This is a genomic window from Phenylobacterium sp. (genome assembly GCF_020402505.1).
Lineage (GTDB): Bacteria > Pseudomonadota > Alphaproteobacteria > Caulobacterales > Caulobacteraceae > Phenylobacterium.
On the sequence record NZ_JADBZL010000135.1, the window covers coordinates 1 to 22,717 of the forward strand.

Annotated in this window: 21 protein-coding genes; 11 read left to right on the forward strand and 10 right to left on the reverse strand. The window is 67.7% G+C overall.

The annotated features are described in order from the left end of the window. Both IM632_RS09880 and ilvC read left to right on the forward strand, forming a co-directional pair. The coding region (locus IM632_RS09880; protein WP_296552290.1) for an RcnB family protein at positions 1-351 on the forward strand (351 nt) is incomplete at its 5' end. 134 nt (positions 352-485) lie between these two features. Beyond that, entirely contained in the window at positions 486-1,505 is a 1,020-nt protein-coding gene (gene ilvC / locus IM632_RS09885; protein WP_296480438.1) for a ketol-acid reductoisomerase, read from the forward strand. A 20-nt stretch (positions 1,506-1,525) separates the two neighbouring features. Here ilvC and IM632_RS09890 read toward each other — a convergent pair whose 3' ends face one another. Continuing rightward, positions 1,526-2,116: a recombinase family protein gene (locus tag IM632_RS09890; RefSeq protein ID WP_296480440.1), complete on the reverse strand. Its 591-nt coding sequence runs from the start codon at positions 2,114-2,116 to the stop codon at positions 1,526-1,528. 218 nt (positions 2,117-2,334) lie between these two features. Next, the gene (locus IM632_RS09895) at positions 2,335-2,622 is read right to left on the reverse strand and encodes a hypothetical protein (RefSeq protein WP_296480443.1); all 288 of its coding nucleotides are present in this window, start codon (positions 2,620-2,622) and stop codon (positions 2,335-2,337) included. A 152-nt stretch (positions 2,623-2,774) separates the two neighbouring features. Here IM632_RS09895 and IM632_RS09900 point away from each other — a divergent pair, with 152 nt between their 5' ends. After that, the gene (locus IM632_RS09900; protein ID WP_296480446.1) at positions 2,775-3,965 is read left to right on the forward strand and encodes an XRE family transcriptional regulator; all 1,191 of its coding nucleotides are present in this window, start codon (positions 2,775-2,777) and stop codon (positions 3,963-3,965) included. Positions 3,966-3,997: 32 nt separating this feature from the next. Continuing rightward, positions 3,998-4,441, forward strand: a complete 444-nt coding sequence (locus IM632_RS09905) for a hypothetical protein (protein WP_296480448.1) — start codon at positions 3,998-4,000, stop codon at positions 4,439-4,441. A gap of 248 nt (positions 4,442-4,689) precedes the next feature. Here IM632_RS09905 and IM632_RS09910 read toward each other — a convergent pair whose 3' ends face one another. Further along, the gene (locus tag IM632_RS09910) at positions 4,690-5,676 is read right to left on the reverse strand and encodes a sodium-dependent bicarbonate transport family permease (RefSeq protein WP_296480453.1); all 987 of its coding nucleotides are present in this window, start codon (positions 5,674-5,676) and stop codon (positions 4,690-4,692) included. 126 nt (positions 5,677-5,802) lie between these two features. On the opposite strand from IM632_RS09910, the gene IM632_RS09915 reads away from it, so the two are divergent. Further along, entirely contained in the window at positions 5,803-6,687 is an 885-nt protein-coding gene (locus IM632_RS09915) for a LysR substrate-binding domain-containing protein (RefSeq protein WP_293516827.1), read from the forward strand. A 148-nt stretch (positions 6,688-6,835) separates the two neighbouring features. On the opposite strand, the gene IM632_RS09920 is transcribed toward IM632_RS09915, so the two are convergent. Then, the gene (locus IM632_RS09920) at positions 6,836-7,579 is read right to left on the reverse strand and encodes a methyltransferase (protein WP_296480456.1); all 744 of its coding nucleotides are present in this window, start codon (positions 7,577-7,579) and stop codon (positions 6,836-6,838) included. Positions 7,580-7,644: 65 nt separating this feature from the next. On the opposite strand from IM632_RS09920, the gene IM632_RS09925 reads away from it, so the two are divergent. Then, positions 7,645-8,667, forward strand: a complete 1,023-nt coding sequence (locus IM632_RS09925; protein ID WP_296480461.1) for a polyprenyl synthetase family protein — start codon at positions 7,645-7,647, stop codon at positions 8,665-8,667. Between the two features lie 148 nt (positions 8,668-8,815). Here IM632_RS09925 and fumC read toward each other — a convergent pair whose 3' ends face one another. Next, entirely contained in the window at positions 8,816-10,207 is a 1,392-nt protein-coding gene (gene fumC, locus IM632_RS09930; RefSeq protein ID WP_296480464.1) for a class II fumarate hydratase, read from the reverse strand. 79 nt (positions 10,208-10,286) lie between these two features. On the opposite strand from fumC, the gene IM632_RS09935 reads away from it, so the two are divergent. Then, a complete protein-coding gene (locus IM632_RS09935; RefSeq protein ID WP_296480467.1) occupies positions 10,287-10,664 on the forward strand; it encodes a RusA family crossover junction endodeoxyribonuclease in 378 nt (125 codons plus the stop codon). 66 nt (positions 10,665-10,730) lie between these two features. On the opposite strand, the gene IM632_RS09940 is transcribed toward IM632_RS09935, so the two are convergent. From IM632_RS09940 to IM632_RS09955, 4 genes are all read right to left on the reverse strand, one after another. After that, the gene (locus tag IM632_RS09940) at positions 10,731-11,024 is read right to left on the reverse strand and encodes a DUF1153 domain-containing protein (RefSeq protein WP_293515307.1); all 294 of its coding nucleotides are present in this window, start codon (positions 11,022-11,024) and stop codon (positions 10,731-10,733) included. Between the two features lie 166 nt (positions 11,025-11,190). Next, complete coding sequence (locus IM632_RS09945; protein ID WP_296480470.1) at positions 11,191-12,579, reverse strand: flagellar hook protein FlgE; 1,389 nt, start codon at positions 12,577-12,579, stop codon at positions 11,191-11,193. 41 nt (positions 12,580-12,620) lie between these two features. Continuing rightward, positions 12,621-13,289 (reverse strand): flagellar hook assembly protein FlgD, encoded by a 669-nt coding sequence (locus IM632_RS09950; RefSeq protein WP_296480472.1) that lies wholly within the window; start codon positions 13,287-13,289, stop codon positions 12,621-12,623. A gap of 4 nt (positions 13,290-13,293) precedes the next feature. Further along, the gene (locus IM632_RS09955; RefSeq protein ID WP_296480475.1) at positions 13,294-15,891 is read right to left on the reverse strand and encodes a flagellar hook-length control protein FliK; all 2,598 of its coding nucleotides are present in this window, start codon (positions 15,889-15,891) and stop codon (positions 13,294-13,296) included. Positions 15,892-16,313: 422 nt separating this feature from the next. Between IM632_RS09955 and flgK the strand changes: the two genes are divergently transcribed. Genes flgK through mnmA form a run of 3 tightly spaced genes read left to right on the forward strand, consistent with a single transcriptional unit; the run spans position 16,314 to position 20,550 of the window. After that, the gene (gene flgK / locus IM632_RS09960) at positions 16,314-18,407 is read left to right on the forward strand and encodes a flagellar hook-associated protein FlgK (protein ID WP_296480477.1); all 2,094 of its coding nucleotides are present in this window, start codon (positions 16,314-16,316) and stop codon (positions 18,405-18,407) included. Positions 18,408-18,417: 10 nt separating this feature from the next. Continuing rightward, complete coding sequence (locus IM632_RS09965) at positions 18,418-19,347, forward strand: flagellin (RefSeq protein ID WP_296480479.1); 930 nt, start codon at positions 18,418-18,420, stop codon at positions 19,345-19,347. A gap of 42 nt (positions 19,348-19,389) precedes the next feature. After that, a complete protein-coding gene (gene mnmA / locus IM632_RS09970) occupies positions 19,390-20,550 on the forward strand; it encodes a tRNA 2-thiouridine(34) synthase MnmA (RefSeq protein WP_296480481.1) in 1,161 nt (386 codons plus the stop codon). On the opposite strand, the gene IM632_RS09975 is transcribed toward mnmA, so the two are convergent. Then, positions 20,528-21,235, reverse strand: coding sequence for a heme-binding protein (locus tag IM632_RS09975; RefSeq protein WP_296480483.1), 708 nt, complete (start codon positions 21,233-21,235; stop codon positions 20,528-20,530). The genes mnmA and IM632_RS09975 overlap by 23 nt on opposite strands. A gap of 96 nt (positions 21,236-21,331) precedes the next feature. Between IM632_RS09975 and IM632_RS09980 the strand changes: the two genes are divergently transcribed. Beyond that, entirely contained in the window at positions 21,332-22,522 is a 1,191-nt protein-coding gene (locus IM632_RS09980; RefSeq protein ID WP_296480485.1) for an acetyl-CoA C-acyltransferase, read from the forward strand. Positions 22,523-22,717 lie beyond the last annotated feature (195 nt).

The following is a 22,717-nucleotide window of genomic DNA, read 5'->3' on the forward strand; positions in this document are numbered from 1 at the left end:
GACGGTTATCGCTACGACGGCTATCGCGCCGACCGCTATGACCGTCACCGCCCGCCGCCCCGCCCGCCGCGCTATGACCCCCGCTGGTACCCGCCGGTCTGGACCCCGTCCTATCGCTATCGGGGCGGCCCCTGGGTCCCGCCGCCGGGCTTCGCGCCCCGCCGCTGGTCCCATGGCGAGGTCCTGCCCTGGACCTGGTGGACGCCGCGCCACCGGATCGAAAGCTGGTGGTCCTATGGCCTGCCGGTCCCTCCCCTGGGCTTTTCCTGGGTGCGGCTGGGCCGCGACGCCGTTCTGGTGGACCTGTGGACCGGGCGCATCGTCCAGGTGGCCTACACCCTCTTCTGGTAGGGCGACGGGCCCTCCGGCGAGCCTGTCGGAGGGCCGGCCTTGCTTGACGCGGCGGGAAATTTCCCCTTTGTGCGGCGCACTTCCGCGCAGGCGCCGAGCGGCCCTGCGCCCGTCTTGTCCAAAGGAGACCGCCCATGCGCGTCTATTATGATCGCGACGCCGACCTCGCCCGCATTCTGGACAAGAAGATCGCGATTGTAGGCTATGGCTCGCAAGGGCGGGCCCACGCCCTGAACCTGCGCGACTCCGGGGTGAAGAACGTCGCCGTCGCCCTGCGGCCCGACTCCGCCACCGCCCGCAAGGTCGAGGCCGACGGCCTGAAGGTGATGAGCGTGGCCGAGGCCGCCAAATGGGCCGACGCCCTGATGGTGCTGGCGCCCGACGAGCTGCAGCGCGGCATCTACAACGCCGAGATCGCCCCCAACCTGCGCGACGGTGCGGCCCTCCTCTTCGCCCACGGCCTGAACATCCACTTCAACCTCATCGAGCCCAAGCCGACGGTGGACGTGCTGATGGTCGCCCCCAAGGGCCCCGGCCATACCGTTCGCGGCGAATACGAGAAGGGCGGCGGCGTGCCCTGCCTGATCGCCATCCACCAGAACCCTACGGGCAACGCCCTGGACTTCGGCCTGGCCTACGCCTCGGCCATCGGCGGCGGCCGCTCGGGCGTGATCGAGACCAGCTTCCGCGAGGAATGCGAGACCGACCTGTTCGGCGAACAGGCCGTGCTGTGCGGCGGCCTGGTGGAGCTGATCCGCGCCGGCTTCGAGACCCTGGTCGAGGCGGGCTACGCCCCCGAAATGGCCTATTTCGAGTGCCTGCACGAGGTGAAGCTGATCGTCGACCTCATCTATGAGGGCGGCATCGCCAACATGAACTACTCGATCTCCAACACCGCCGAGTACGGCGAGTACGTGACCGGCCCGCGGATCATCACGCCCGACACCAAGGCCGAGATGAAGCGCGTGCTGGAGGACATCCAGTCCGGCCGCTTCGTGCGCGACTTCATGCTGGAGAACCAGGCCGGCCAGCCCAGCTTCAAGGCCACCCGCCGCCGCGCCTCCGAGCACGGCATCGAGGAGGTGGGCGCCCGCCTGCGCGCCATGATGCCCTGGATCAGCAAGAACAAGCTGGTGGATACCGAGAGGAACTAAGGGGCGGCTGGGGCGCTTGTTCAGGCGCCAATAGCTAGAGCCAAGGCGCAGTACCGCTTCACGGTGGCCTCAGACAGGCCGAAGTGCGCGGCGGTGCCCTTGATGCTCGCCCCGTTCTCCCGCCGCCACGCGGCCACAGCAGCCCTGTCAGTGGACCTGGGACGGCCTAGGCTGTCCTTGCCCCGGTGGGTCTTCCCGGTGGCCTCCAGGGCCGCCCTGGCCGCCGCGCGACCGGCCTCGGTGCGCTCCCTGATCCGGTTCCGCTCCATGTCCGCCACCTGGGCCAGTACAGCGAGGATGATTTCTCCCACGCCCCGCCCGATCTGCCCGAGGCCGCGGATGTCCACCGTCACCCCCGCCTCTAGCAGGCGGCGCACGGTGGTCTGCACGTCCAGGGCATCCCGCCCCAGCCGGTCCATGGCATAGACGCAGAGGGTTTCGCCCGACCTGATCTGCTCCAGCAGCTTGCTGAAGCCGGGCCGCTCTGCGGCCATGACGCCACCGCTGACGCCTACGTCTGAGCACTCCTTGCCGAAGTCCCCGCCCCAGGCGGTGCGTTGGGCTTCGATGCTTTGGTCCCCGGTGCTGACCCAGTAGTAGGCGATCCGCATGCCTGGCCCATAAGTCAGGGTGTCGATCTCTCTAGCTCATAAACCTAGCGCAAAATACCCGTGAAGTATGTTGTGAGCCGGGGCGCATAACTTACAACTTTGACCTTCTATCCGAACGATCCTGCCCGCGCGGCTCGGCGACCAGCCCCTACGGGGTAACGCGCGGGATTTTAGACCAGTGTGTCGGCTCGCGTCCGCACATCAAATACAGGTCGTCGCTACGGGAGCTTTCCGTCGAGGGACCGAAGTTCGTGCGCCGCGACACGCCAAATCCTTATCGTCGCGGCCACCACCGCGAAGATCGGGCCGATCACCATGACCACCGCCCACATGGTCCCCGGCGCGAAACTGGGGGCGAAGCTCGCCCAAACCAACATTGCGGCGCTGGCGAGCGAAGCGCACCAGATCACCCCTTCCATCCAACCGATGGGCCGCGCCATACGCTTGCGCGCCGAGTTCAACTCTCTGCGCAGTCCGGCGAGCTCCTCCTGGCGCTTGAGGGCCAAGCTGTCATTTCGGCCCGCAACGATTATCTCTTCCCTTTGTAGTCGCCCTTCCGTAGCTGCGAGTAGGGAAGACAAAGGAGCCCTGAAGACCCCCATGGCAAAGCCAAGCGTTGCAATGGTCTGGAACGCTCCCGAGAGGTTTGCTAGCGTCAGTGCGTCTGGGGGTGCGCTCATTGGTGAATAGCCTAGCTTACGCGCGCGAACTGCGGAACCTGTCGGTTGACGAGGTTGCGGCGGAACTCGGCACCAAGCCTGAGAACATCGAGAAATTCGAGGCCGGTTCAGCCACGCCAACAACGCGGCAGTGGGCGCGTTTGAGCGCGATCTATGGTGCCTCGACTTATCGGCTTGCGTCGCCTGCCCGCCCCAATTTGGAGCCCTTCACTCTCGACCTTCGCAAGGAACACGAAGCGCCCGCAGACATCTCTCCGCGAGGGACACGGGCGTTCTTCGAGAGCCGGTCTAAGGCGCAAACTATCGCGGGCTTGGCTGGGGCTCTCGATTGGAAACCCCGGCTCAAGCTGCCGCGCGTCCGACAAATCGATCACCTTTCAGAAGTCATCGAGGACATCCGGTCGGCACTGTTCAAGGGCAACCTGAGTGTCCACGCCTCCGAGCCGGAGCGCGCTTTGCATTCGTTGCGTTATCGAGCCGAGAACGCTGGGCTGTTCACCTTTGTCGGCGATGTCCCGCCCGAGGACTACCGCGGCTTCTTTACAGAAATCGATAAGCATCTGTCGTTAATATTCATTAATCGAAAGACATTCAGTCCGAAGGCAAAGATTTTTACACTGATGCACGAACTTGCTCACTATCTTCTTAGAGTTGAGGGCATCTCCGATCCATTCGTATTGAACAACCGCATAGAATCGTCTTGCAATGCGTTTGCGTCAAAATTGATACTCTCGGACGATGAACTAACGGGACTGGTTGAAGAGTTCTTTTCTAGATCCGACATCAAGGGAAGTGTCAGGCAACTCTCCGATCTAACGCTGCTGAGCCAAGGGGCGATAGCCTATCGGCTGTTAGCCAATCGGACGATTTCGCAGACCGACTACCGGAATTGGCGAGATTCAGTTCAGATGTTTGTTGGCTACGGGGCCGAGGACCCTGCGGCCGAGGAGGAGGATAGCGACGAGCCCGATTTAGAAGACGAAGGACGTGGGGGTAATTACGCGCTCAACGTCATCATGGACAACGGATACCTGGCCGTTGAGATTGTGAAATCGGCTCAACTCCAGGGAATAATTGACGATGTAGACGTTGCGCGCCTGCTAAACGTTAGAGGGAAGACTAGGCAAAAGACCTACACTATCACTGCCAACCGTATCCAGGGCTACTAGGTTTGGGGGAGGGGGATGAGCCGAAATTTCTGATGGAGTACAAGGCGGCATACGCCGTGCTCTCTGGCGACGGTATATCGCCCGCCAAGGCTAACATCTTGCCCCAAGTGTTTTCACACCTCCTGTCAACAGGTCGTCTATTCTTTCTTGAAGACGAGAAAGACATGTTCAAAAAATGCCCTCTATGTAACTATCTATTGAAGGACCATAAGAAGGCATTTCTTGGGACAAAGCATACAAACTTCAATAGGGAGGCGGCGCTGGCAGACTTGCTTGAAGACATTGGGATACTGCGAGACAATAACCGAATGTTTGTGGACCGTCACATTCGTTTAGCCGGAATCGCCGGAAACGAAGGCCTGACCTGTGTCAGGGGCAGCCACGCGTTCCTCTCCGATCCTGAAGCCATTTGCGCCCACGCCTCCGTACCGATCCTGGACGTTGCGACGCTGGACGAGCACGTTGAACTCCCTTGACCCGTCGCCGCGCGGTTGGCTCTTCCCGGCCAAGCACCAAACTGCTACAAACCGGCGCTAGTTACGGGCACGATAGCGTCGCTTAACTCTCTGATTTTCCTTGCCTGTCTGAGCCGCGCCAATAAGAACAAGCTGGTGGATACGGCGCGGAACTGATCCGTGGAATCCCGGCCCTTCAGCTGACCCCCTCACCCGGCTTCGCCGGGAGCTCCCCCTTGGGGGAGCAATGGGTTGTGCGCCCCGCCCCCCTAAAGCGCCCCCGCCGCCAGGGCGTAGAGGGGCAGGCCGAGGATCAGGTTGAAGGGGAACGCGACGCCCAAGGCGAGGCCGAGATAGACGCCGGGGCGGGCTTCGGGCAGGGCGGTGCGCATGGCGGCGGGCGCGGCGATGTAGGAGGCCGAGGCGGCCAGCAGGATGAGGAGGGCGCTGTCGCCGGGGGCGAGGCCGGCGAGGCGGGAGGCGACATAGCCCGCGCAGGCGCCCGCCAGGGGCAGGGCGATCCCGAGGGCCAGGACCCGGGCGGGGGGCCGGCCGGCGTCGGTGAGGCTGCGGGCGGCGGCCAGGCCCATGTCGAGCAGGAAGAGGCAGAGGGCGCCCTGGAAGACCGGGTTCACGAAGACGTCCAGCCGGGCCATGCCGCGCTCGCCCGTCGTCAGGCCGATCAGGAAGCTGCCCACCAGCATGAGGGCCGGGCCGCCAAGGAAGACCTCCCGCAATATGCTTCCCATGCCGTGGCCGGCGCCGGAGCCTTCCGCCGCCCGCCTTGCGATGATGAGGGCGGTGAGGATGGCGGGGGCCTCCATGATGGCGAGGACCGCCGTCATGTAGCCGCTGAAGGCCACGCCGTGGGCGGCGAGGAAGTCGGCGCCTGCCGCATAGGTGACCACAGAGACGGAGCCGAAGGCCGCCGCCGTCGCCGCCGCCGAGGCGCGCTCCAGGCCGCCGAGCCGCCTCAGGACCGGATAGGCGACCAGGGGCCAGGTCAGGGAGAGGAGGAGGCCGGCGACCCCTGCCCGCAAGAAGCCCTCGCTGAGCCCGGCGTCGGCCGCCTCCACCCCGCCCTTGAAGCCAATGCACAGCATCAGGAAGAGGGAGAGGGTGCGGCTGGTGGAGGCCGGCAGCGAAAGGTCCGACCGCGCAAAACCCCCGAAAAGGCCCAGGACGAAGAAGAGGACGGCGGGCGCGAGCAGGTTCTGAGCGCCGAGGGCGGCGGCCGAGGTCAGGGCTTCGGGCATATCGTTCCGGAATCAACAGCGCGCCCCCCCGGGCGCCGGGAGCGGATGTCTAGGGCGCGCTACAGGACAAGGGGCGTTGAAAGGTGCTATGCCTGCAATGAGGAAAACTCATGATGGACCCGGACCATGCCCCGTGATGTCAACCTGGACCTCGACCTGGTCCGCACCTTCGTGACCGTGGCGGAGACCGGCAGCTTCACGCGGACGGGCGAGCGCCTGGGTCGCACCCAGTCGGCCATCAGCCTGCAGGTGCGGCGGCTGGAGGAGAGCCTGGGCGGGCGTCTGCTGGTGCGGGACCCGCGCAGGGTCAGCCTGACCGAGGCGGGAGAGGCCTTCCTGCCCAAGGCCCGGCGGCTCCTGCGCGTGAACGACGAGATCATCGCGGAGGTGACGGGGGAGGACCTGGAGGGAGAGGTGCGGCTGGGTGCGCCGGAGGATTTCGCCACCGTCCACCTGCCCGAGATCCTGGGCGCCTTCGCCCGGTCCCATCCCCGTGTCGCCCTGGCGGTGACCTGCGACCTGACCCTGAACCTGCTCGACCGCCTGCAGGCCGGGGCCCTGGACCTGGCCCTGGTCAAGCGCGAGCCCCTGGGGCCGGACCTGGGGGTGCGGGTCTGGCGCGAACCCCTGGTCTGGGTGGCGGCGGACCGGGCGGTGCTGAGGCCGGACGAGCCGGCGCCCCTGGTGATCGCCCCAGCCCCTTGCGTCTATCGCCGGCGGGCCGTGGCGGCCCTGGAGGCCCGGGGCCGGTCCTGGCGGGCGGCCTACACCAGCCCCTCCCTCGCCGGGCAGCATGCGGCGCTCAGGGCGGGCCTGGGCCTGACGGTCCTGCCCCGGGAGATGGTTCCCGACGACCTGACCCTCCTCGGGGAGGTTGATGGCCTGCCGCCCCTGGAGGACGCCGAGATCGCCCTCCTGAAGGCGAGGGGCGGGGCCCCCCGGGCCGCGGACCGGCTGGCCGAATATGTGCTGGCCGCCCTGGACCGCCGGTCCGGACGCACGGTGAACTGAGCCGCCGTTGCCCCCCACACCCGGCTTCGCCGGGAGCTCCCCGTGGGCGGAGCAATTTGAGCGCCTGTAATTCCTCCCCCTTCTTGAGGGGGAGGTGGACCGCGCAGCGGGCCGGAGGGGGTCGACGGGGGCGCCGTTGGCGCACGATCTAACCCCAGTCCAAGGGCCTGGCGTCGCGCAGGATGGCCTCGGCCTGCGGCGTGTGCTGGCCCTCGCCGTCCGGGTGCAGGACGAGGGGCGGCAGGAGGACGAGGGGTGCGCGACCCCCCCGGATGGCCCGGACGATGACCCGGCTGGCGGGGGCGGCGGCGCGGGGCTGGACCGGCCGGATGCGGATCGAGCCGGCCTTGGGCGCCAGCAGGCCCAGGAGGTCGCCCAACCGGTCGGCCCGGTGAATCACGGTGAGTGTCCCGCCGTCGCGCACAGCCTTCAGAAGGTATCCCGTCCAGGCGGCGAGGCCCCCGGTGGCCATCCAGGCCCGGGTCTTCTCCGGCGCCGGGCCGCGCAGGGCGCCGGCGTCGTCGAAGAACGGCGGGTTGCAGAGGGCGGCGTCGAAGCGCGGCGCGCCGAGGCGGGAAAACGGCAGGGCTACGTCGCCGGCCAGGGCCTCCACCCGGTCCGCCAGGGCATTCAGGTCGATGTTGGCGCGGGCGAGGGCGAGGGCCTCGGGGTCGGCCTCGATCCCGGTGAAGCGCGCGCCCGGCCGCCGGACCGCCGCTGCCAGCATGACGGCGCCCGGACCGCAGCCCAGGTCGAGCACCCGCTCGCCCGGCCGGGCGTCGCAGGCGGCTGCGAGAAGGGCCGCGTCCATGCCCGCCCGGTAGCCGCGGGCGGACTGGAGAAGCCGGACCCGGCCTCCAAGGATTGCGTCCGACTGGGTCTGGTCTGTCATCGCATTCCGCCAAAAACCCCGGTTGGGCATTGTGCCGGCGAGGCGCCTGCCTTATCGCGTTCGGCATGTCGTCCGCAACGCAAGCCGCCGAACCGGTCGCCCGCAGCGCGCCCTCCATCGCGGAGCTCACCCGCCTCGCCCGGCGGGACATGGACGGCGTGGACGCCCTGATCCGCAACCGGATGCAGAGCCCCGTCTCGGTGATCCCGGCCCTGGCCGAGCACCTGATCGGCGGCTCGGCCAAGCGCCTGCGCCCCCTGCTGACCATCGCCGCGGCCCGCCTGGCGGGGGCCAGGGACGACGCCTGCCTGAACCTGGCGGCGGCGGTGGAGTTCATCCACACGGCCACCCTGCTGCACGACGACGTCATCGACTCCTCCGAGCTGCGCCGGGGCAAGGTGGCGGCCCACCTGATCTGGGGCGCCCCGGCCAGCGTGCTGGTGGGCGACTTCCTCTTCGCCCGTTCCTTCGAGCTGATGGTCGAGGCCGGGTCCATGCCGGCCCTGGAGATCCTGGCCCGGGCGAGCCGGGTGATCGCGGAGGGCGAGGTCCTGCAGCTGACCCGCGCCCACGACCTGGACCTGCCTCAGGAGACCTATCTGGAGATCATCGGCGCCAAGACCGCCGAGCTGTTCGCTGCGGCCTCGGAGGCGGGAGCCGTTTCCGCCGGGGCGCCCGCGCCGGTCTGCGCCAGCCTGCGCCGGTTCGGACGCAACCTGGGTCTGGCCTTCCAGCTCGTGGACGATGCGCTGGATTATTCCGGCGCCAGCGAGACCCTGGGGAAGAACCCCGGCGATGACTTCCGGGAGGGCAAGGCGACCCTGCCCCTCCTGCTGGCCATCGCCCGGACGGGACCGGCGGAAAAGGCCTTCTGGGACCGCACCATCGACCGTCGCGAGCAGACCGAGGCCGACTTCGAGCGCGCCCGCCTGCTGGTGGCCGGCTGCGGCGCCCTGGACGCCACCCTGGCCCTGGCCGAGGACTACGCCGCCGACGCCAAGGCGGCCCTGGCCGGCTTCGACGGCGCGGACGGCTGGAAGGCGGCGATGATCGAGCTGGCCGACTTCGCCGTCTGGCGGCGGATGTAGGCGTCCGGGCGCGGCTGAGCCGCCTTTGACCCCGTCACCCGGCTTCGCCGGGAGCTCCCCCTTGGGGGAGCAATCAAGCGCTCTCTAATTCCTCCCCCAAGGGGGAGGTGGCGCGCGCAGCGCGACGGAGGGGGTCTACTGAGGCGCCTTAGCCCGGCGAGATCATCTTCTCGGGGCGGACGACGGCGTCGAACTCCTCGTTGGTGACATAGCCGCCGCCGACGGCCTCTTCCCGCAGGGTGGTGCCGTTCTTGTGGGCGGTCTTGGCGATCTTGGCCGCCGCGTCATAGCCGATCTTGGGCGCGAGGGCCGTGACCAGCATCAGCGAGCGCTCGAGGGCGGCCTTGATGTTGTCCTCGCGAGCCTCGATCCCGACCACGCAGTTGTCGGTGAAAGAGACGGCGGCGTCGGCCAGCAGGCGGCAGGACTGCAGGAAGTTGTAGGCCATGACCGGGTTGAAGACGTTCAGCTCGAAGTGGCCCGAGGCGCCGGCGAAGGTCAGGGTGGCGTGGTTTCCGAAGACCTGGGTGCAGACCATGGTCAGGGCCTCGCATTGGGTGGGGTTGACCTTGCCCGGCATGATGGACGAGCCGGGCTCGTTCTCGGGCAGGGACAGCTCGCCAAGGCCCGAGCGCGGACCTGAACCGAGGAAGCGGATATCGTTGGCGATCTTGAAGAGGGCGCCGGCCACGGTGTTCAGGGCGCCGTGGCTGAAGACCATCGCGTCATGGGCGGCCAGGGCCTCGAATTTGTTCGGCGCCGAGACGAAGGGCAGGCCGGTGATGGCGGCGATCTTGGCGGCCACAAGCTCTGCAAAGCCCACGGGGGCGTTGAGGCCGGTGCCGACCGCCGTGCCGCCCTGGGCCAGTTCCAGGAGGCCCGGCTGGGCGAGGCGGATGCGCTTCAGGCCGTTCTCGACCTGCTGGGCGTAGCCGGAGAACTCCTGGCCGAGGGTCAGGGGGGTGGCGTCCTGGGTGTGGGTGCGGCCGATCTTGATGATGGGATCAAAAGCCGCCTGCTTGGCGCGAAGGGCCCCGAGGAGGTGCTCGAGGGCGGGAATGACGTCGTGGTGCACCTGCTCGGCGGCGGCGATGTGCATGGCCGTGGGATAGGTGTCGTTGGACGACTGGCTCATGTTGACGTGGTCGTTGGGGTGGACCGGCGCCTTGGAGCCCATCTGGCCGCCCAGCATCTCGATGGCGCGGTTCGAGATGACCTCGTTGGCGTTCATGTTCGACTGGGTGCCCGAGCCGGTCTGCCAGACCGACAGGGGGAAGTGGGCGTCGAGCTTGCCGTCGATCACTTCCTGGGCGGCGGCGACGATGGCCTGGCCGATCTTCGGATCCAGCCGGCCCAGCTCCATGTTGGCTTCGGCGGCGGCGCGCTTGACGATGCCGAGGGCGCGGACGACCGGCTGGGGCTGCTTTTCCCAGCCGATCTTGAAGTTGCCGAGGCTGCGCTGGGCCTGGGCCCCCCAGTAGACCGAGGCGTCGACCTCGATGGGGCCGAAGGTGTCGGATTCAGTGCGGGTCTTGCTCATGGCGGGCCTCCGGTCGAATGTGCGCCCGGTTTAGCGGAGACGGGCCAGACTGCAAGGCGGCCGCCGCCGGAGGATGGCCATGGACGGGGGCTGGACCCATCACGGCAAGGTGCGCGCCCGCGAGGATGGGGGCGCCGTGGAGGTGGTGGTGGAGGGCCTCACCACCCAAACCCGCTATTACAAGACCCTGATCCATGAGTTCTTCCGCAAGGCCTGGCGCGGCGGCCGGCCAGCCTGGGGCGAATTCTCGGTGGAGATCGTCATGGACTATGTGGGCGATCCGCCCTGGATGGACCTGGACAACCTGGCCAAGGCCCTGCTGGACGCCGTCAAGGGGTATGTCTTCCACGACGACGCCCAGGTGGCGCGGCTCCTGGTGGAGCGCCGGGCCGGTGAGCGCGAGCGGATCTCGATCCGCGTGGAGCGGCTGGGCGACGGGCCGGATCGGGCGGCCTGAAACGCGAAACGGCCGCATCCCGGGGGTGGGAATGCGGCCGTTCGGTCTCCCCTTGGGAGCGTCGACTCAGCGATACTGCTGCAGGCGCGTGGTCCGCAGGCCGGCCATGCCGTGCTTCTCGATGGACTTCTGCCAGGCCTGGAACTCCTCCTGCGTCAGGGAATACCGTTCGCAGGCCTGCTCAAGGCTCAGCAGCCCGCCGCGGACGGCGGCCACCACCTCGGCCTTCCGGCGGATCACCCAGCGCCCGGTGTCCGGGGGCGGCAGGTCGCGGATCGTCAGCTGGGCGCCGGTGGGGCCGATGACATAGGCCTCCCCCCGGCTGTTGGTCCGCAGCTGCGACTGTTGTTGCTGATACATGGCGTTACGCCCTTCCCACCATCAGGTCTTGGGACCAGTTTGGCGGGTATGGCATAACGCCGGGTGAAAAATCGTAGTAAACAAAGCGCTAATCACGGCTTCCCCCATGTATTAAAGCGAAACAGTCAAGACGTCACACGTCGTTAAGCCGCGTTAACATCAAGACTTATCGCTTAATATTGATCAATTCATCCAGCATCTGATCTGATGTTGTGATGACTTTCGAGGAAGCGGAGTAAGCTCTTTGGGTGACGATGAGGTTGGTGAACTCTGTGGCGAGGTCCACGTTGGACGCCTCCAGAGCGTAGGATTCAACCGATCCCGCGCCGCCCAGTTTGGGCTGTTTCACCGAATACTCTCCGGACCTTGCCGTTTCGACGTAGGCGTTCCCGGTCACCGCATCGAGGCCATCCGGGTTGGGGAAGGTGGCGATGCCGATCTGGCCCAGCAATCGGATCTGGCCGTTGTCGAAGACAGCTGAAACCTTGCCATCTTCGGCGACTTCGGCCCTCAACACGGCGCCCACAGTCGAGCCGTTGGGATTGAGGGAGTTCACCGTGGTGAGGCTGGCGAACTGGGTCAGGTTGGTCAGGTCCAGATCCACGTTCGAGCCATTGATGCCCAGAGCTGCAGCGTAGCGGATACCGGCGCCGGCGCTGGAGGGCCCGATGGTGAAGTTGGGGGGCGAGTTCGGCGGGCCGAACAGGGTGGAGGTCGTCTGGTCGAAGGTGCCGTCGGGATTGAAATTGATCAATCCGGCCCGGATCTGTCCGGGCCGGACGGAGCCGGCGATTTCGGTGGCGGGCACAGAGTGGATTTCCGCATACCAGGAGTTCGCGTTCGCGTCGTCCTGCAGGAAGGACATGGCGATCCGGCGGGTGCCCCCGCTGGAGTCGATGACGTTCATCTGGAAGGTGAAGTCTGGCCGGGTGCCCGTCGCCGGGTTAACGGCGTAGTCCGACATCGAGGCGGCCGTAGCGGCGTTGTAGGTGGCCGAGTTCACCGATCCGGGCACACCGCGCTTGTCGAGGTTGGCGTTGACGATGACCTCGGTGGTCTGGACGACCTGGGCGCTGACATTCTTGATGTTGATGGACTGCATCTGGTTCAGGTCGGACGGATCGGGGGTGATGACCCCGTTCACGTCTGCAAGCCAGCCCTGCAGGTAGTAGCCGCCGTCATTCACCAGAAAGCCGTCGGCATCGACGGTGAAGGATCCGGACCGCGTGTAGAACCGCGGATCCTGGTTCGTGATGGGGGCCGCCCTGTCGGTGACCACGAAGAAGCCGGCGCCGCCGATGGCGATGTCCGTCGGAGAGGCGGCGGCCTGGATCAGTCCCTGGCTGGTGACGAATTGCCGGGTGACCGCCCCCACACCGCTGGCTCCGTAGCGTCCCTCCACCAACTGGGCGGTCACCAGACTGGAGAAGTTGACCTGATTGCGCTTGTAGGCGGTGGTGTTGGTGTTGGCGATGTTGTCGGAGATCGCCGCCATGGAGGCCGAGTTGGCGATCAGCCCGGAGGCGCCGGCGTAGAGGGCGCTGGTGATGCTCATGGGTTCTGCTTTCCTGAAGTTTGAGTGAGGGGCTCGGCGGCCTAGGCGGACTGCCGGACGGAGGTGACGACGGACCAGGGCACCTTGGCGCCGCCGAGGGAAAGAACGGGCTGTCCGCCCACCTGTTCGACAGCGGTGACGATCCCCCGCTGGAAGACCTTCGACACGACGGTGGCGCCAGAGGCATCCAGGGGCGTGATCTTGAGGGTGTACTCACCGCCATCGGCGCGCTTGACGCCGTTCAGGTCCGTTCCGTTCCAGGTGAAGATCTGATCGCCCGCGCCCACATTGGTCGGCGCGGCGACGGCGACGATCTTGCCCTTGGAGTCGAGGACTTCGATCTTCACAGACGCGGCGTCCTTGCCGAGGTTGTAGTTCCATTTCGCCTGACCTGCCGTCACGATGGCCTTGTCGGAAGCGGCGGTGATCTCCCGGCCAATGACCGAGACCGCATCGGACATACCCGTTCCGCTGTTGGTCACCAGCTGCTTGAGCAGGTCGTTGGAGTAGAGTTGCTGCTGCACTCCGGTCATCTGCACGAGCTGCTGGGTGAACTGGTTCCCATCCATCGGCGACAGGGGGTCCTGGTTCTTGATCTGAGCGGAGAGCAGCTTCATGAAGGTGTCGTAGCTGGTCGCCAGCTGCTCCTTGCCCAGGATGCTGATGTCTTGTTTTGCAGCGGGTGCCGCCGTCGTAGAATTCACCGTCATGGCTTCAGATCCTGATGTCAACGCCGTAGCGGGAAGAGGGCCGGCGTCCGCTCAGGGCGTCGGCGATCTGGGTTGCGCCCTCGCGGGCAAGGTCGGGTTCGGATGTGACAGAGGGGTTTGGCCGCTCATCCCTGGCCTCGGCCCAGCTCGGGTGCCGGCCGTGGGAGCGATCGCCCGCCACGTCGAAGGAGAGGCCGCCAGTCAGGTTGAAGCCGGCGCTCTCCAGGCTCTTCTGCAGTTCGTCGGCGCGGCGTCCGAGTTCGACGGCCGACTGGGCGCGCTCGAAGGTGAAGGCCGCACGGATGCCGCCTGACGCGTCGATCTCCAGTCGGACATCCACCCGACCAAGATCATCCGGATTGAGTTCGAGGTTGAATCGCGTGATCCCGTCGTCGAGTCGGCGGGCCATCTGGGCGCTGAGGGCGGCGATGGTTTCCGGGGTCGCGCGGGCGGGCGACACCGGCCCCTCTCGACTTTCGGCGCTGGCCGGCGCGAACACAGCGGATGCAAGCGGGGCCTGGAGATCAGCACCCTTCAGAGCTTCGGGCCCCTCCTCGGCGACAACTTCCACAGGGCGAGGCATGCCGGGCGATGTCCCCGGCCGCTCGGCGATCGGCGCGGCCGGCAGGGAGGCGGTCGTCACCAAGGGCGCGCCGACGTTCTCGACCAGTATGCCGTCGCCTTCCGTCTCGACACCTGTACGGCTCGGTTCCCGACCCGTGGGCCCGGAGGCGGCGAGGCGGCGCGGTTCGGCCGGGCGGATCTCCGGCGGCGCACCTGCGGAAAGAAGGGCCTGACCTGTGAGTTCGGGGCGCTGGACCGGAATGTTCGCCGGGGCGGGATCACTGTCCTGCGCCGCCGGCAGGGCGGGCGGTATGGCTTCAGGAAGGGCGGCGGGCGCGGCGGGCGGAGCGTCGGTCCCCGCGGTCTGAAGGATGCTCAGCGTCGGGGTGACCTGACGGGGCGGGGCAGCGACGCCTTCGGCGACAGCTGCGGGTGGCGGCTTCATGGACAGGGCGTCCGGACCGGGGTCGGCGGCTTCGGAGCGCTGGACCGGAATGGCCGCCAGGGCGGGGTCATCCTCCTGCGCCGCCGGCATGTCTTCCGGAAGGGCCGCCGGGGCGTCGGTCCGCGCGGTTCGGAGGGTGTTGACCGGTGTCGGGGTGACCGAAGGGGTCACAGGAGCCACGCCCTCGGCGACGGCTGCAGGCTGGGGCTCGCCGGACGGGGGGAGGGGACCCTGGCGGGCGGCGTCGGGACGTTGGACCGGGTTGGCCGCTGGGGGGGGATCACCATCCTGCGCCGCCGGCAGGGCGGGCGGGACGTCTTCAGGAAGGGCGGTTGGAGCGGCGGGCAGGGCGTCGGTCGGCGCGGTCTGGAGGGCATTGACCGGTGTCGGGGTGACCGGACGGATCACGGCGTCGACGCCCTCGGCGACGGCTGCAGGCTGGAGCTCGATGGACGCGGTGACCGGACCCTGGCGGGCGGCTTGGGGGCGCTGGACCGGAATGGTCGCCGGGGCGAGATCACCTTCCTGCGTCGCCGGCATGGCGGGCGGGATGTCGGCCTGTGGAGCCCGGGCCGTGTTGACTGGCGTCGGGGTGACCTGACGGATCACCGCGTCGACGCCCTCGGGCAGGGCGGAGGCTGCGGGCTGGGGCTCGCCGGACTGGGCGACCGGACCCTGGCGGACGGTTTCAGGGCGCATTGCCGGGTTGGCCGCCAGGGGCGGATCATCGTCCTGCGCCGCCGGCATGGCGGGCGCGACCTCGGTCATCGGGGTCCGGGGGGCGATGACCGGGGTCGGGGTGTCCTGACGGGTCACCGGGGCCACGCTCTCGGCCATGGCGAAGGCTGTGGGCTGGGGCTCGCCGAACAGGGCGACCGGACCCTGGCGGACGGTTTCAGGGCGCATTGCCGGGTTGGCCGCTGTCGCCAGATCACCATCCTGTGCGAACGGCGTGGCGGGCGGGACGTCCGCCAGGACGGTGGACAGAAGGTCAGCCTGCGGAGCCCGGGGGGAGTCGCCTGACGTCGGGGTGACCAGAAGGGTCGCCGTGTCCGGGCTCTCGGCGATGCCGAAGGCGGCAGGCTGGGTCTCGCGTGAGGCGGCCTCTAAGCCCGCTGGAGCGGAGGTTGTCACAGGGAGTGGGTGCGTCTCCGCCAGAACAGGCGGGGTGACCGGAATCCAGTTGGGGGGAAGCGCGTCCTGAAGTATCAGGTCGACCGACGGCGCGAGATCTGTATCGTCCTTGCCGACATCTCCAGCTGTGCGCTCGCGGCCGCCGTCAGACGGGCGATCCATCACGGCAAGCGCCGCGAGAGGAACGGGGATGTCCTCAATGACGGTGGCCCCGACAGTGATCCCCGCCTCCGGAAGACTGACGGTCAATGCGGGCGTCTGAGAGAAAAACGCCGCCGCCGCCGCCGCGGAAGGAGTGACAGCGGTCGCCGCAACGTGGGCCTCAGGGCCGCTGGCGAGGCTCTCAAGCACCGCCGCGAAGTCACCCGCGGTCGCGCCATCGCCAGCGGTCGAGGTCGCGGCGCCGGGAACCAGACCGGCCGTGGCGGGAGCAAGAATCTGTGCGACGTCGAAACTCAAGGCGATGAAACCGGGCCGGACTGACCCTCCGGCAAAGGGGCGCCTGCTGCGCCTCACGAATTCGCCTGACGCTCCGCAACTCTTGCGCCAACTCTGCGCCGAAACTCTAAGTATCTGATAAAAATATCGAAATTCCCCAGATCGGCGATATCACTTTCTCCGAAGGTGCGGATTTTGCCGGGCGCAATCCGGCCGGGCAGGGCCAGTCCTGCCGCCCTGGCCGAGGTCCTGTGACGTCGCGCCCGAAGGGTGTCGCCACTGGCCCATGTCTTGCGCCTCCGAGGGTGTCCCAAGGTGACCGCAGAATTCGTCGCCTTGAAAGGATTAGACTTTTTCGGAGGCCTCGCGCAGGCTTTACCTAACAAGCCCGGCAGAAATCGCCGGGACTGCGCAAGGGTTGCCGGTTGAGAGGGTTCGCTCCCATGTCTCTTACGGCTGTGCTGAACAACGCCGCATCCGGGGTCGTCGCCGCCCAGTCGGGTCTGCGGACAAGCTCCGACAATATCGCCAACACCAACACGCCCGGCTATGCGCGAAAGGTGATCGACCAGGAACACAGGGTCCTGGGCGGGATTGGCGCCGGGGTCGAGGTTACGGGCGTCCGCAGGATCGTCGACACCTTCCTGGTGGCGGCCGGCCTGAATGCGAGCTCAACCGCCAGCCGCTGGGACACGATCGCCAGCAGCCTTGACAACGCCCAAAGCCTGTTTGGCGACCCGACCTCCGACACAGGCTACTTCGCTTCCCTCGACAAGGTCTGGACGACCTTCCAATCCCTGGCCCAGAGCCCCACCTCCGGCATCTTGCGCTCCCAATCCGTCGCGGCGGTGGAGAGCTTCCTCGACCAGACCGCCCGGATCAACGCGGAACTCGGACGCATGACCACGGTCGCCGATGCGCGAGCCGCGGGAGCCGCCAGCGACATCAACGATCTGCTCGCCCAGATTTCGGTGCTGAACAAGGAAATCAGCCGGGGGGCCGTGGTTTCCGAAGACACGACCGGCTCGGAGAACGTCCAGTCCGGGCTGATCGACAAGCTGGCGACGCTCATGGACATCAAGGTCCAGCCCCGGCCGGCCGGGGGGGTCACCATCCGCTCGGTCGAAGGCCACGAACTTGTCGGAGACAACGCCGCCGTCGTGGCCTATCGGTCAACGAACTCTACACCTGGCTACCTCGCGATCCAGCACGCCGTTGGCCCGGAACAGGTGATTACAGTCACAGGCGGTCAGCTGCGTGGCTTCATGGATCTCCGCGATACTCACCTGCCGGGTCTCTCTGAGCAGCTGGGCGAGTTCGCCGCCCGCGCGGCGGAGCGGTTGAACGCCGCCCATAACGCCTCGACCTCCTTTCCCGCGCGGAGCACCCTGCAGGGCCGCGATACTGGCCTGGACCTGCCGACAGCGGTGAGCGGCTTCACCGGCCAGACGACCCTGGCGATCACCAATGCCTCAGGCTTGGTCCAGCGCACCGTACAGATCGACTTCACCGCCGGTACGCTGAGCGTCAACGCCGGCCCGCCCACGGCCTTTACTCCCGCCAGCTTCCTGACCGACCTCAACACCGCCCTTGGCGCCTTCGGTACGGCGAGCTTTACGGACCGGGCCCTGACCCTTTCTGCGACCGCGCCGAATGGCTTGGCCATCGACGAAGGGACCTCCGAGAAGGCGGGCCGCGCCTTCTCGCACTTCTTCGGGCTCAACGACCTGGTCCGCAGTTCTGGTCATACGGCTTATGAAACCGGACTGAGGACGACGGATCCGCATGGATTCACCGCAGGCCAGACCGTCACCTTCCGGCTTTCACAGGAGGACGGAAGACCCATTCGGGACGTCACCGTCTCGGTGCCCGCCGCGCCGACAATGAATGACCTCCTTACGGCCCTGAACTCCAACACCACCGGGGTCGGCCTTGTGGGGGCCTTCTCTCTGGACGCCCAGGGGCAGCTGAGCTTCACGCCGAGCACCGCGCCTCCGGTTTCCGTCTCAGTCTCCGCAGACACCACCAGCCGAGGCGTCGGCGGCCCGACCCTGAGCGCCCTGTTTGGCCTGGGGGTGATCGAGCGCACCTCTCGCGCCAACCGACTGTTCGTCAATCCCGAGATCAAGGCCGATCCCAACAGGCTGGCCGTCTCAAAGCTGGACCTCACGGTCGCCGCCGGCGCCCCGGCCATCAGCCCGGGCAATGGGCAGGGCGCGAACGCCCTGGCCGCAGCGGGTGAGAAGAAGACGAGCTTCGACGCCGTCGGCAATCTGGGCGCCCTGAACGTCACCCTGATCGAATACGCCGCCCAGCTCGGCGCCGCCGTGGGCAGCCGCGCCAGCTCTGCGGAGACCCAGCGCCTTTCGAGCGAGTCGGTCTCTACCGAGGTCACTACGCGCCGCCAGTCTGTCGAAGGGGTGAACATCGATGAGGAGTTGGTGCGGCTCACCACCTACCAGCAGGCGTTCAACGCCTCAGCTCGCATGATCCAGGCGGCCAAGGAAATGTTCGAAGTCCTGACCAGCGTGGTGTAAGGAGGTCCAGATGACACGGGTATCTACAAGCGGAAACTACGCTTCGGTCCTCAGCAATCTGATGTCGGCCCAGGCGAAGCAGTTCGAGGCGGGAGACCGGGTCAGCTCTGGCAAGGTCGGGACCGACTTGAGGGCCTATTCCCAGGACTCTCAGGTGTTGACCGCCATGCAGACCCTGAACACCCGCCTTGAAGCCTTTACCGAACAAAACAAGTTGACCTCGCACCGGCTGGAGACCCAGGACCTGGGCCTCACGAAGGCCGCCCAGGCGGCCGATAATGTTCGGAAGGCGATCTCGAACGCCGTGGCGGCCGGAGACGCCACGGGCCTGATCTCGGCCCTTCGCGGCGAGTTCGCCAGTGCGGTCGGCGCCTTCAACATTCAAGCCGCCGGCAAGTACGTCTTCGCTGGCGGTCAGGTGGACAGTCTTCCGGTTACGGCCACGAAGCTCGAGGATCTGACTCTTCTCCCGACCTCTGTGCAGGACTCATTCACGAACGACGACTACATCGAGAAAATCCGCGTGGATGAGACCACCACTCTCGAGGTGGGCCAGGTCGCCGAACAAATCGGCACTCCCATTCTCACCGCCTTCCGTGACATTACAGCCTTCCACCAGGGCCCGAACGGCCCCTTTGTCGGCAAGCTGACCGCCGCCCAGACGGCCTTCCTGGAGAGTCAGATCACCGTCTGGGCCTCCGTGCACAGGGGCCTTGTGGAGGCGACCAGCCGAAACGGCGAGGTGCAGAATCAGCTGGAGGGTGTGGAGACCCGGCTTACCGCACGTCAGATCACCGTGGAGGGCATGATCGGTGACGTCTCCGATGCGGACATGGCCAAGGCCGCCTCAGACCTGACCCAGGCGCAACTGGCGGTTCAGGCGTCCTCGCAGGTGTTCAACACCCTGCGAAACTCTTCCCTCCTGAACTTCCTCCGGTAGGCCCGGCTCGCAAAAGCCGCGGACCGGGACTAGATAGGGCCCATGACCGTGGCCGCCCTCACCGAGCCCCTGATCACCGAAACCCGCCGGGCCGTGGGCTTGCCCCCCGGGGCGCGCGTGCTTGCCGCCATGTCGGGGGGCGTGGATTCCACCGTGACCGCCGCCCTTCTGGTCCGGGCGGGATACGATGTGGTCGGCGTGACCCTCCAGCTCTACGACCATGGCGCCGCCGTCCAGCGGAAGGGCGCCTGCTGCGCCGGCCAGGACATCCACGATGCCCGTACCGCCGCGGGGGCCCTGGGTATCCCTCACTATGTTCTCGACTATGAGAGCCGTTTCCGGCAGCAGGTGATCGACGACTTCGCCGACGCCTACCTGCGCGGCGAGACCCCGGTGCCCTGTATCCGCTGCAACCAGACAGTGAAGTTCCGGGATCTGGTCGACACCGCCCGGGATCTTGGCGCGGCCGCCATGGCCACTGGGCACTATGTCAGGCGCGGGGAGGGACCCGCCGGGCCTCAGCTGAGGCGCGCGGTCGATCCTGCCCGGGACCAGTCCTACTTCCTCTTCGCCACCACCCGGGATCAGCTGGATTACCTGCGCTTTCCCCTAGGCGACCTGCCGAAGCCCGAGGTTCGCGCCCTCGCCGCCGAGCTCGGCCTTGGCGTGGCGGACAAGCCGGACAGCCAGGACATCTGCTTCGTGCCCGAGGGGCGCTACACCACGGTGATCGACCGCCTGCGCCCGCAGGGCGCCGAGCCGGGGGACATCGTCCACCTGGACGGCCGGGTGCTGGGCCGTCACGAGGGCGTCACCCGCTACACCATCGGCCAGAGGCGCGGCCTGAGCGTCGCCGTCGGCGATCGCCTCTATGTGGTCGGCATAGATGCGGAGGCCCGCCGGGTCCTGGTCGGCCCGCGCGAGGCCCTGGCTGTACGGGCGGTGTCGCTCAAGGAAATCAACTGGCTGGGCGACGAGGTCGGGCTGGACGCTGCTGCGGCAAGGGGCCGGCCGGTCCTCGCCCGGGTCCGGTCGACCGCCGAGCCGGTGGCGGCCCGCCTCGGCCTGGAGGCGGGCGAGGCGAGGGTCATCTTCGAAGCGCCGGAGTACGGGGTCTCCCCCGGGCAGGCCTGCGTCCTCTATGCCCCGGAGGACCCGGACAGGGTCCTCGGCGGCGGCTTCATTGCGTCGGCGCTGAAGTAGCCGGCTCCACCGGCCGCGCCACCTCGTTGCGGCGCAGGAAGGGCAGGGTCCAGGGCGGATCGTAGTACCAGGTCACGGCCTCTCCCGAAGCCCGCCACGACGATCCCGCCAGGGCGGCGTCGAGGGCTTTCTCGTGCTTCGCCACCGCTTCCTGATGTCCCAGGCCCGAGAACCGGACCACGGCATAGGTCTGCGGCGGAATCTCGACCAGGCGTACTCTGGGGTCATTGGGCCGAGGCAGGGTGGCCAGGGTGTACTTGGACGGCATGATGAACTGGATCGACCAGGACTCGCCCCCGGCCGGCTGCTGGACGACAGGCGAGGTCATGGAGATGGTCTCGCTTCTTGCCGCCCGGGACTGGACGACCGGGGCGGTCATGGCGATGGACTGCGACCCGTCCGCGGCTTCCCGGCTCTGGACGACCGGGGCGGTCATGGCCACCGAGGCCTTGGTCGTATTGTCACCGAAGATGTATCCGGCGACACGCCGGAAGCCCTCGTTCCGGGCGGATTCGACGGGCCCATCCACCAGGGTCTCGGCCGCGATCTGAGGGGCGTATCGGCGGATCTCGGCCTCGCCGACCCGGCCCACCACCTCGTAAGGGGGCTGCTCCGTCCCCGCCCGGATGCCGACAAGCTGGCCGACCCCGGCCAGCAGGGTGATCAGGAACTCTCCGACGCCCATGTTTCCTCTCCGGCTTCAGGGTCAATATGGCGCGTCCGGCCACAGGGACCAAATCCCCCGGTTCCCGCCGCGCCGGGGCCTCTGTTAGAAGACGACATGACCCAGACCTCCGATCCCGTCGTCATCGCCGCCTACGCCCGCACGCCCATGGGCGGCTTTCAGGGCGTGCTTTCCGGCGCCAAGGCCACCGAGCTGGGCGCCGCCGCCGTCCGCGCCGCCGTGGAGCGGGCCGGCGTGGATCCCGCCGCCGTCGGGCAGATCTACATGGGCTGCGTCCTGCCGGGCGGGCTGGGCCAGGCGCCGGCGCGCCAGGCGGCCCTGGGCGCGGGGCTGTCCCTCGCCTGCGAGGCGACCACCGTAAACAAGATGTGCGGTTCGGGGATGCAGGCCGCCATCCTGGCCCACGACGCCCTGGCGGCGGGCTCCGCGGACATCATCGTCGCGGGCGGCATGGAGAGCATGACCAACGCCCCCTACCTGCTGGCCAAGCACCGCGGCGGCGCCCGGATCGGCCACGACGTGGTTTCGGACTCCATGTACCTCGATGGTCTTGAGGACGCCTACGAGCCAGGCCGGCTGATGGGGTCCTTCGCCGAGGAGACCGCCCGCGCCCACCAGGTGGGCCGCGAGGCCATGGACGCCTACGCCATCCGCTCCCTCGAACGCGCCCTTACCGCCCAGGCCTCGGGCGCCTTCGACCGCGAGATGGTCGCCGTCGACGTCACCGGCCGGAAGGGAACCGAGCGGATCGACAGGGACGAGCAGCCCGGCCGGGCCGATCCCGGCCGCATCCCGACCCTGAAGCCGGCCTTCGCGAGGGACGGCGCCATCACGGCGGCGAACGCCAGCTCGATCTCCGACGGCGCTGCAGCCCTGGTCCTGACCCGCGCCTCGGTGGCGGAGCGGCTGGGCCTGAACCCGGTCGCCCGCATCGTCGCCCACGCCGCCCACGCCCAGGAGCCGGCGAGGTTCGCCACGGCGCCGGGACCCGCCATGCGCAAGGCCCTGGCCAGGGCCGGCTGGACGGTCGACCAGGTGGACCTCTTCGAGGTCAACGAGGCCTTCGCCGTCGTCGCCATGCTGGCGGCCCGGGAGCTCGATATCCCGGACGAGAAGCTGAACGTCAACGGCGGGGCCTGTGCCCTCGGCCATCCCATCGGAGCCTCCGGCGCCCGCATCCTCGCCACACTCCTCGCCGCCCTCCAGACCCGGGGCGGCCGGCGCGGCCTCGCCAGCCTCTGCATCGGCGGCGGCGAGGCGACCGCGATGGCGGTGGAGCTGCTCTAGGGGGTCGGGTTGCGGTTGCCCCCCTCACCAGGCTTCGCCCGGAGCTCCCCCCTGGGGGCAGGGGAATCGCATTTGGCTTGAGTGATCTGGGCGAACTGGATTCTGAGGGTGTCTTCCTTGTTTTGGGAGACTCCCATGGGAGATTTCGAAGCTTTCTTCTCGGAGGTTCCGGACCCGCGAGCGAGCAACGCGCGC

Bases quoted from the DNA above. Each gene is read 5' to 3' on its own strand.
- ilvC (WP_296480438.1), top strand. From the start codon at position 486: ATGCGCGTCTATTATGATCGCGACGCCGACCTCGCCCGCATTCTGGAC.
- IM632_RS09890 (WP_296480440.1), bottom strand. From the start codon at position 2,116: ATGCGGATCGCCTACTACTGGGTCAGCACCGGGGACCAAAGCATCGAA.
- IM632_RS09905 (WP_296480448.1), top strand. From the start codon at position 3,998: ATGGAGTACAAGGCGGCATACGCCGTGCTCTCTGGCGACGGTATATCG.
- IM632_RS09910 (WP_296480453.1), bottom strand. From the start codon at position 5,676: ATGCCCGAAGCCCTGACCTCGGCCGCCGCCCTCGGCGCTCAGAACCTG.
- IM632_RS09915 (WP_293516827.1), top strand. From the start codon at position 5,803: ATGCCCCGTGATGTCAACCTGGACCTCGACCTGGTCCGCACCTTCGTG.
- IM632_RS09920 (WP_296480456.1), bottom strand. From the start codon at position 7,579: ATGACAGACCAGACCCAGTCGGACGCAATCCTTGGAGGCCGGGTCCGG.
- IM632_RS09925 (WP_296480461.1), top strand. From the start codon at position 7,645: ATGTCGTCCGCAACGCAAGCCGCCGAACCGGTCGCCCGCAGCGCGCCC.
- fumC (WP_296480464.1), bottom strand. From the start codon at position 10,207: ATGAGCAAGACCCGCACTGAATCCGACACCTTCGGCCCCATCGAGGTC.
- IM632_RS09935 (WP_296480467.1), top strand. From the start codon at position 10,287: ATGGACGGGGGCTGGACCCATCACGGCAAGGTGCGCGCCCGCGAGGAT.
- IM632_RS09940 (WP_293515307.1), bottom strand. From the start codon at position 11,024: ATGTATCAGCAACAACAGTCGCAGCTGCGGACCAACAGCCGGGGGGAG.
- IM632_RS09945 (WP_296480470.1), bottom strand. From the start codon at position 12,579: ATGAGCATCACCAGCGCCCTCTACGCCGGCGCCTCCGGGCTGATCGCC.
- IM632_RS09950 (WP_296480472.1), bottom strand. From the start codon at position 13,289: ATGACGGTGAATTCTACGACGGCGGCACCCGCTGCAAAACAAGACATC.
- flgK (WP_296480477.1), top strand. From the start codon at position 16,314: ATGTCTCTTACGGCTGTGCTGAACAACGCCGCATCCGGGGTCGTCGCC.
- IM632_RS09965 (WP_296480479.1), top strand. From the start codon at position 18,418: ATGACACGGGTATCTACAAGCGGAAACTACGCTTCGGTCCTCAGCAAT.
- mnmA (WP_296480481.1), top strand. From the start codon at position 19,390: ATGACCGTGGCCGCCCTCACCGAGCCCCTGATCACCGAAACCCGCCGG.
- IM632_RS09975 (WP_296480483.1), bottom strand. From the start codon at position 21,235: ATGGGCGTCGGAGAGTTCCTGATCACCCTGCTGGCCGGGGTCGGCCAG.
- IM632_RS09980 (WP_296480485.1), top strand. From the start codon at position 21,332: ATGACCCAGACCTCCGATCCCGTCGTCATCGCCGCCTACGCCCGCACG.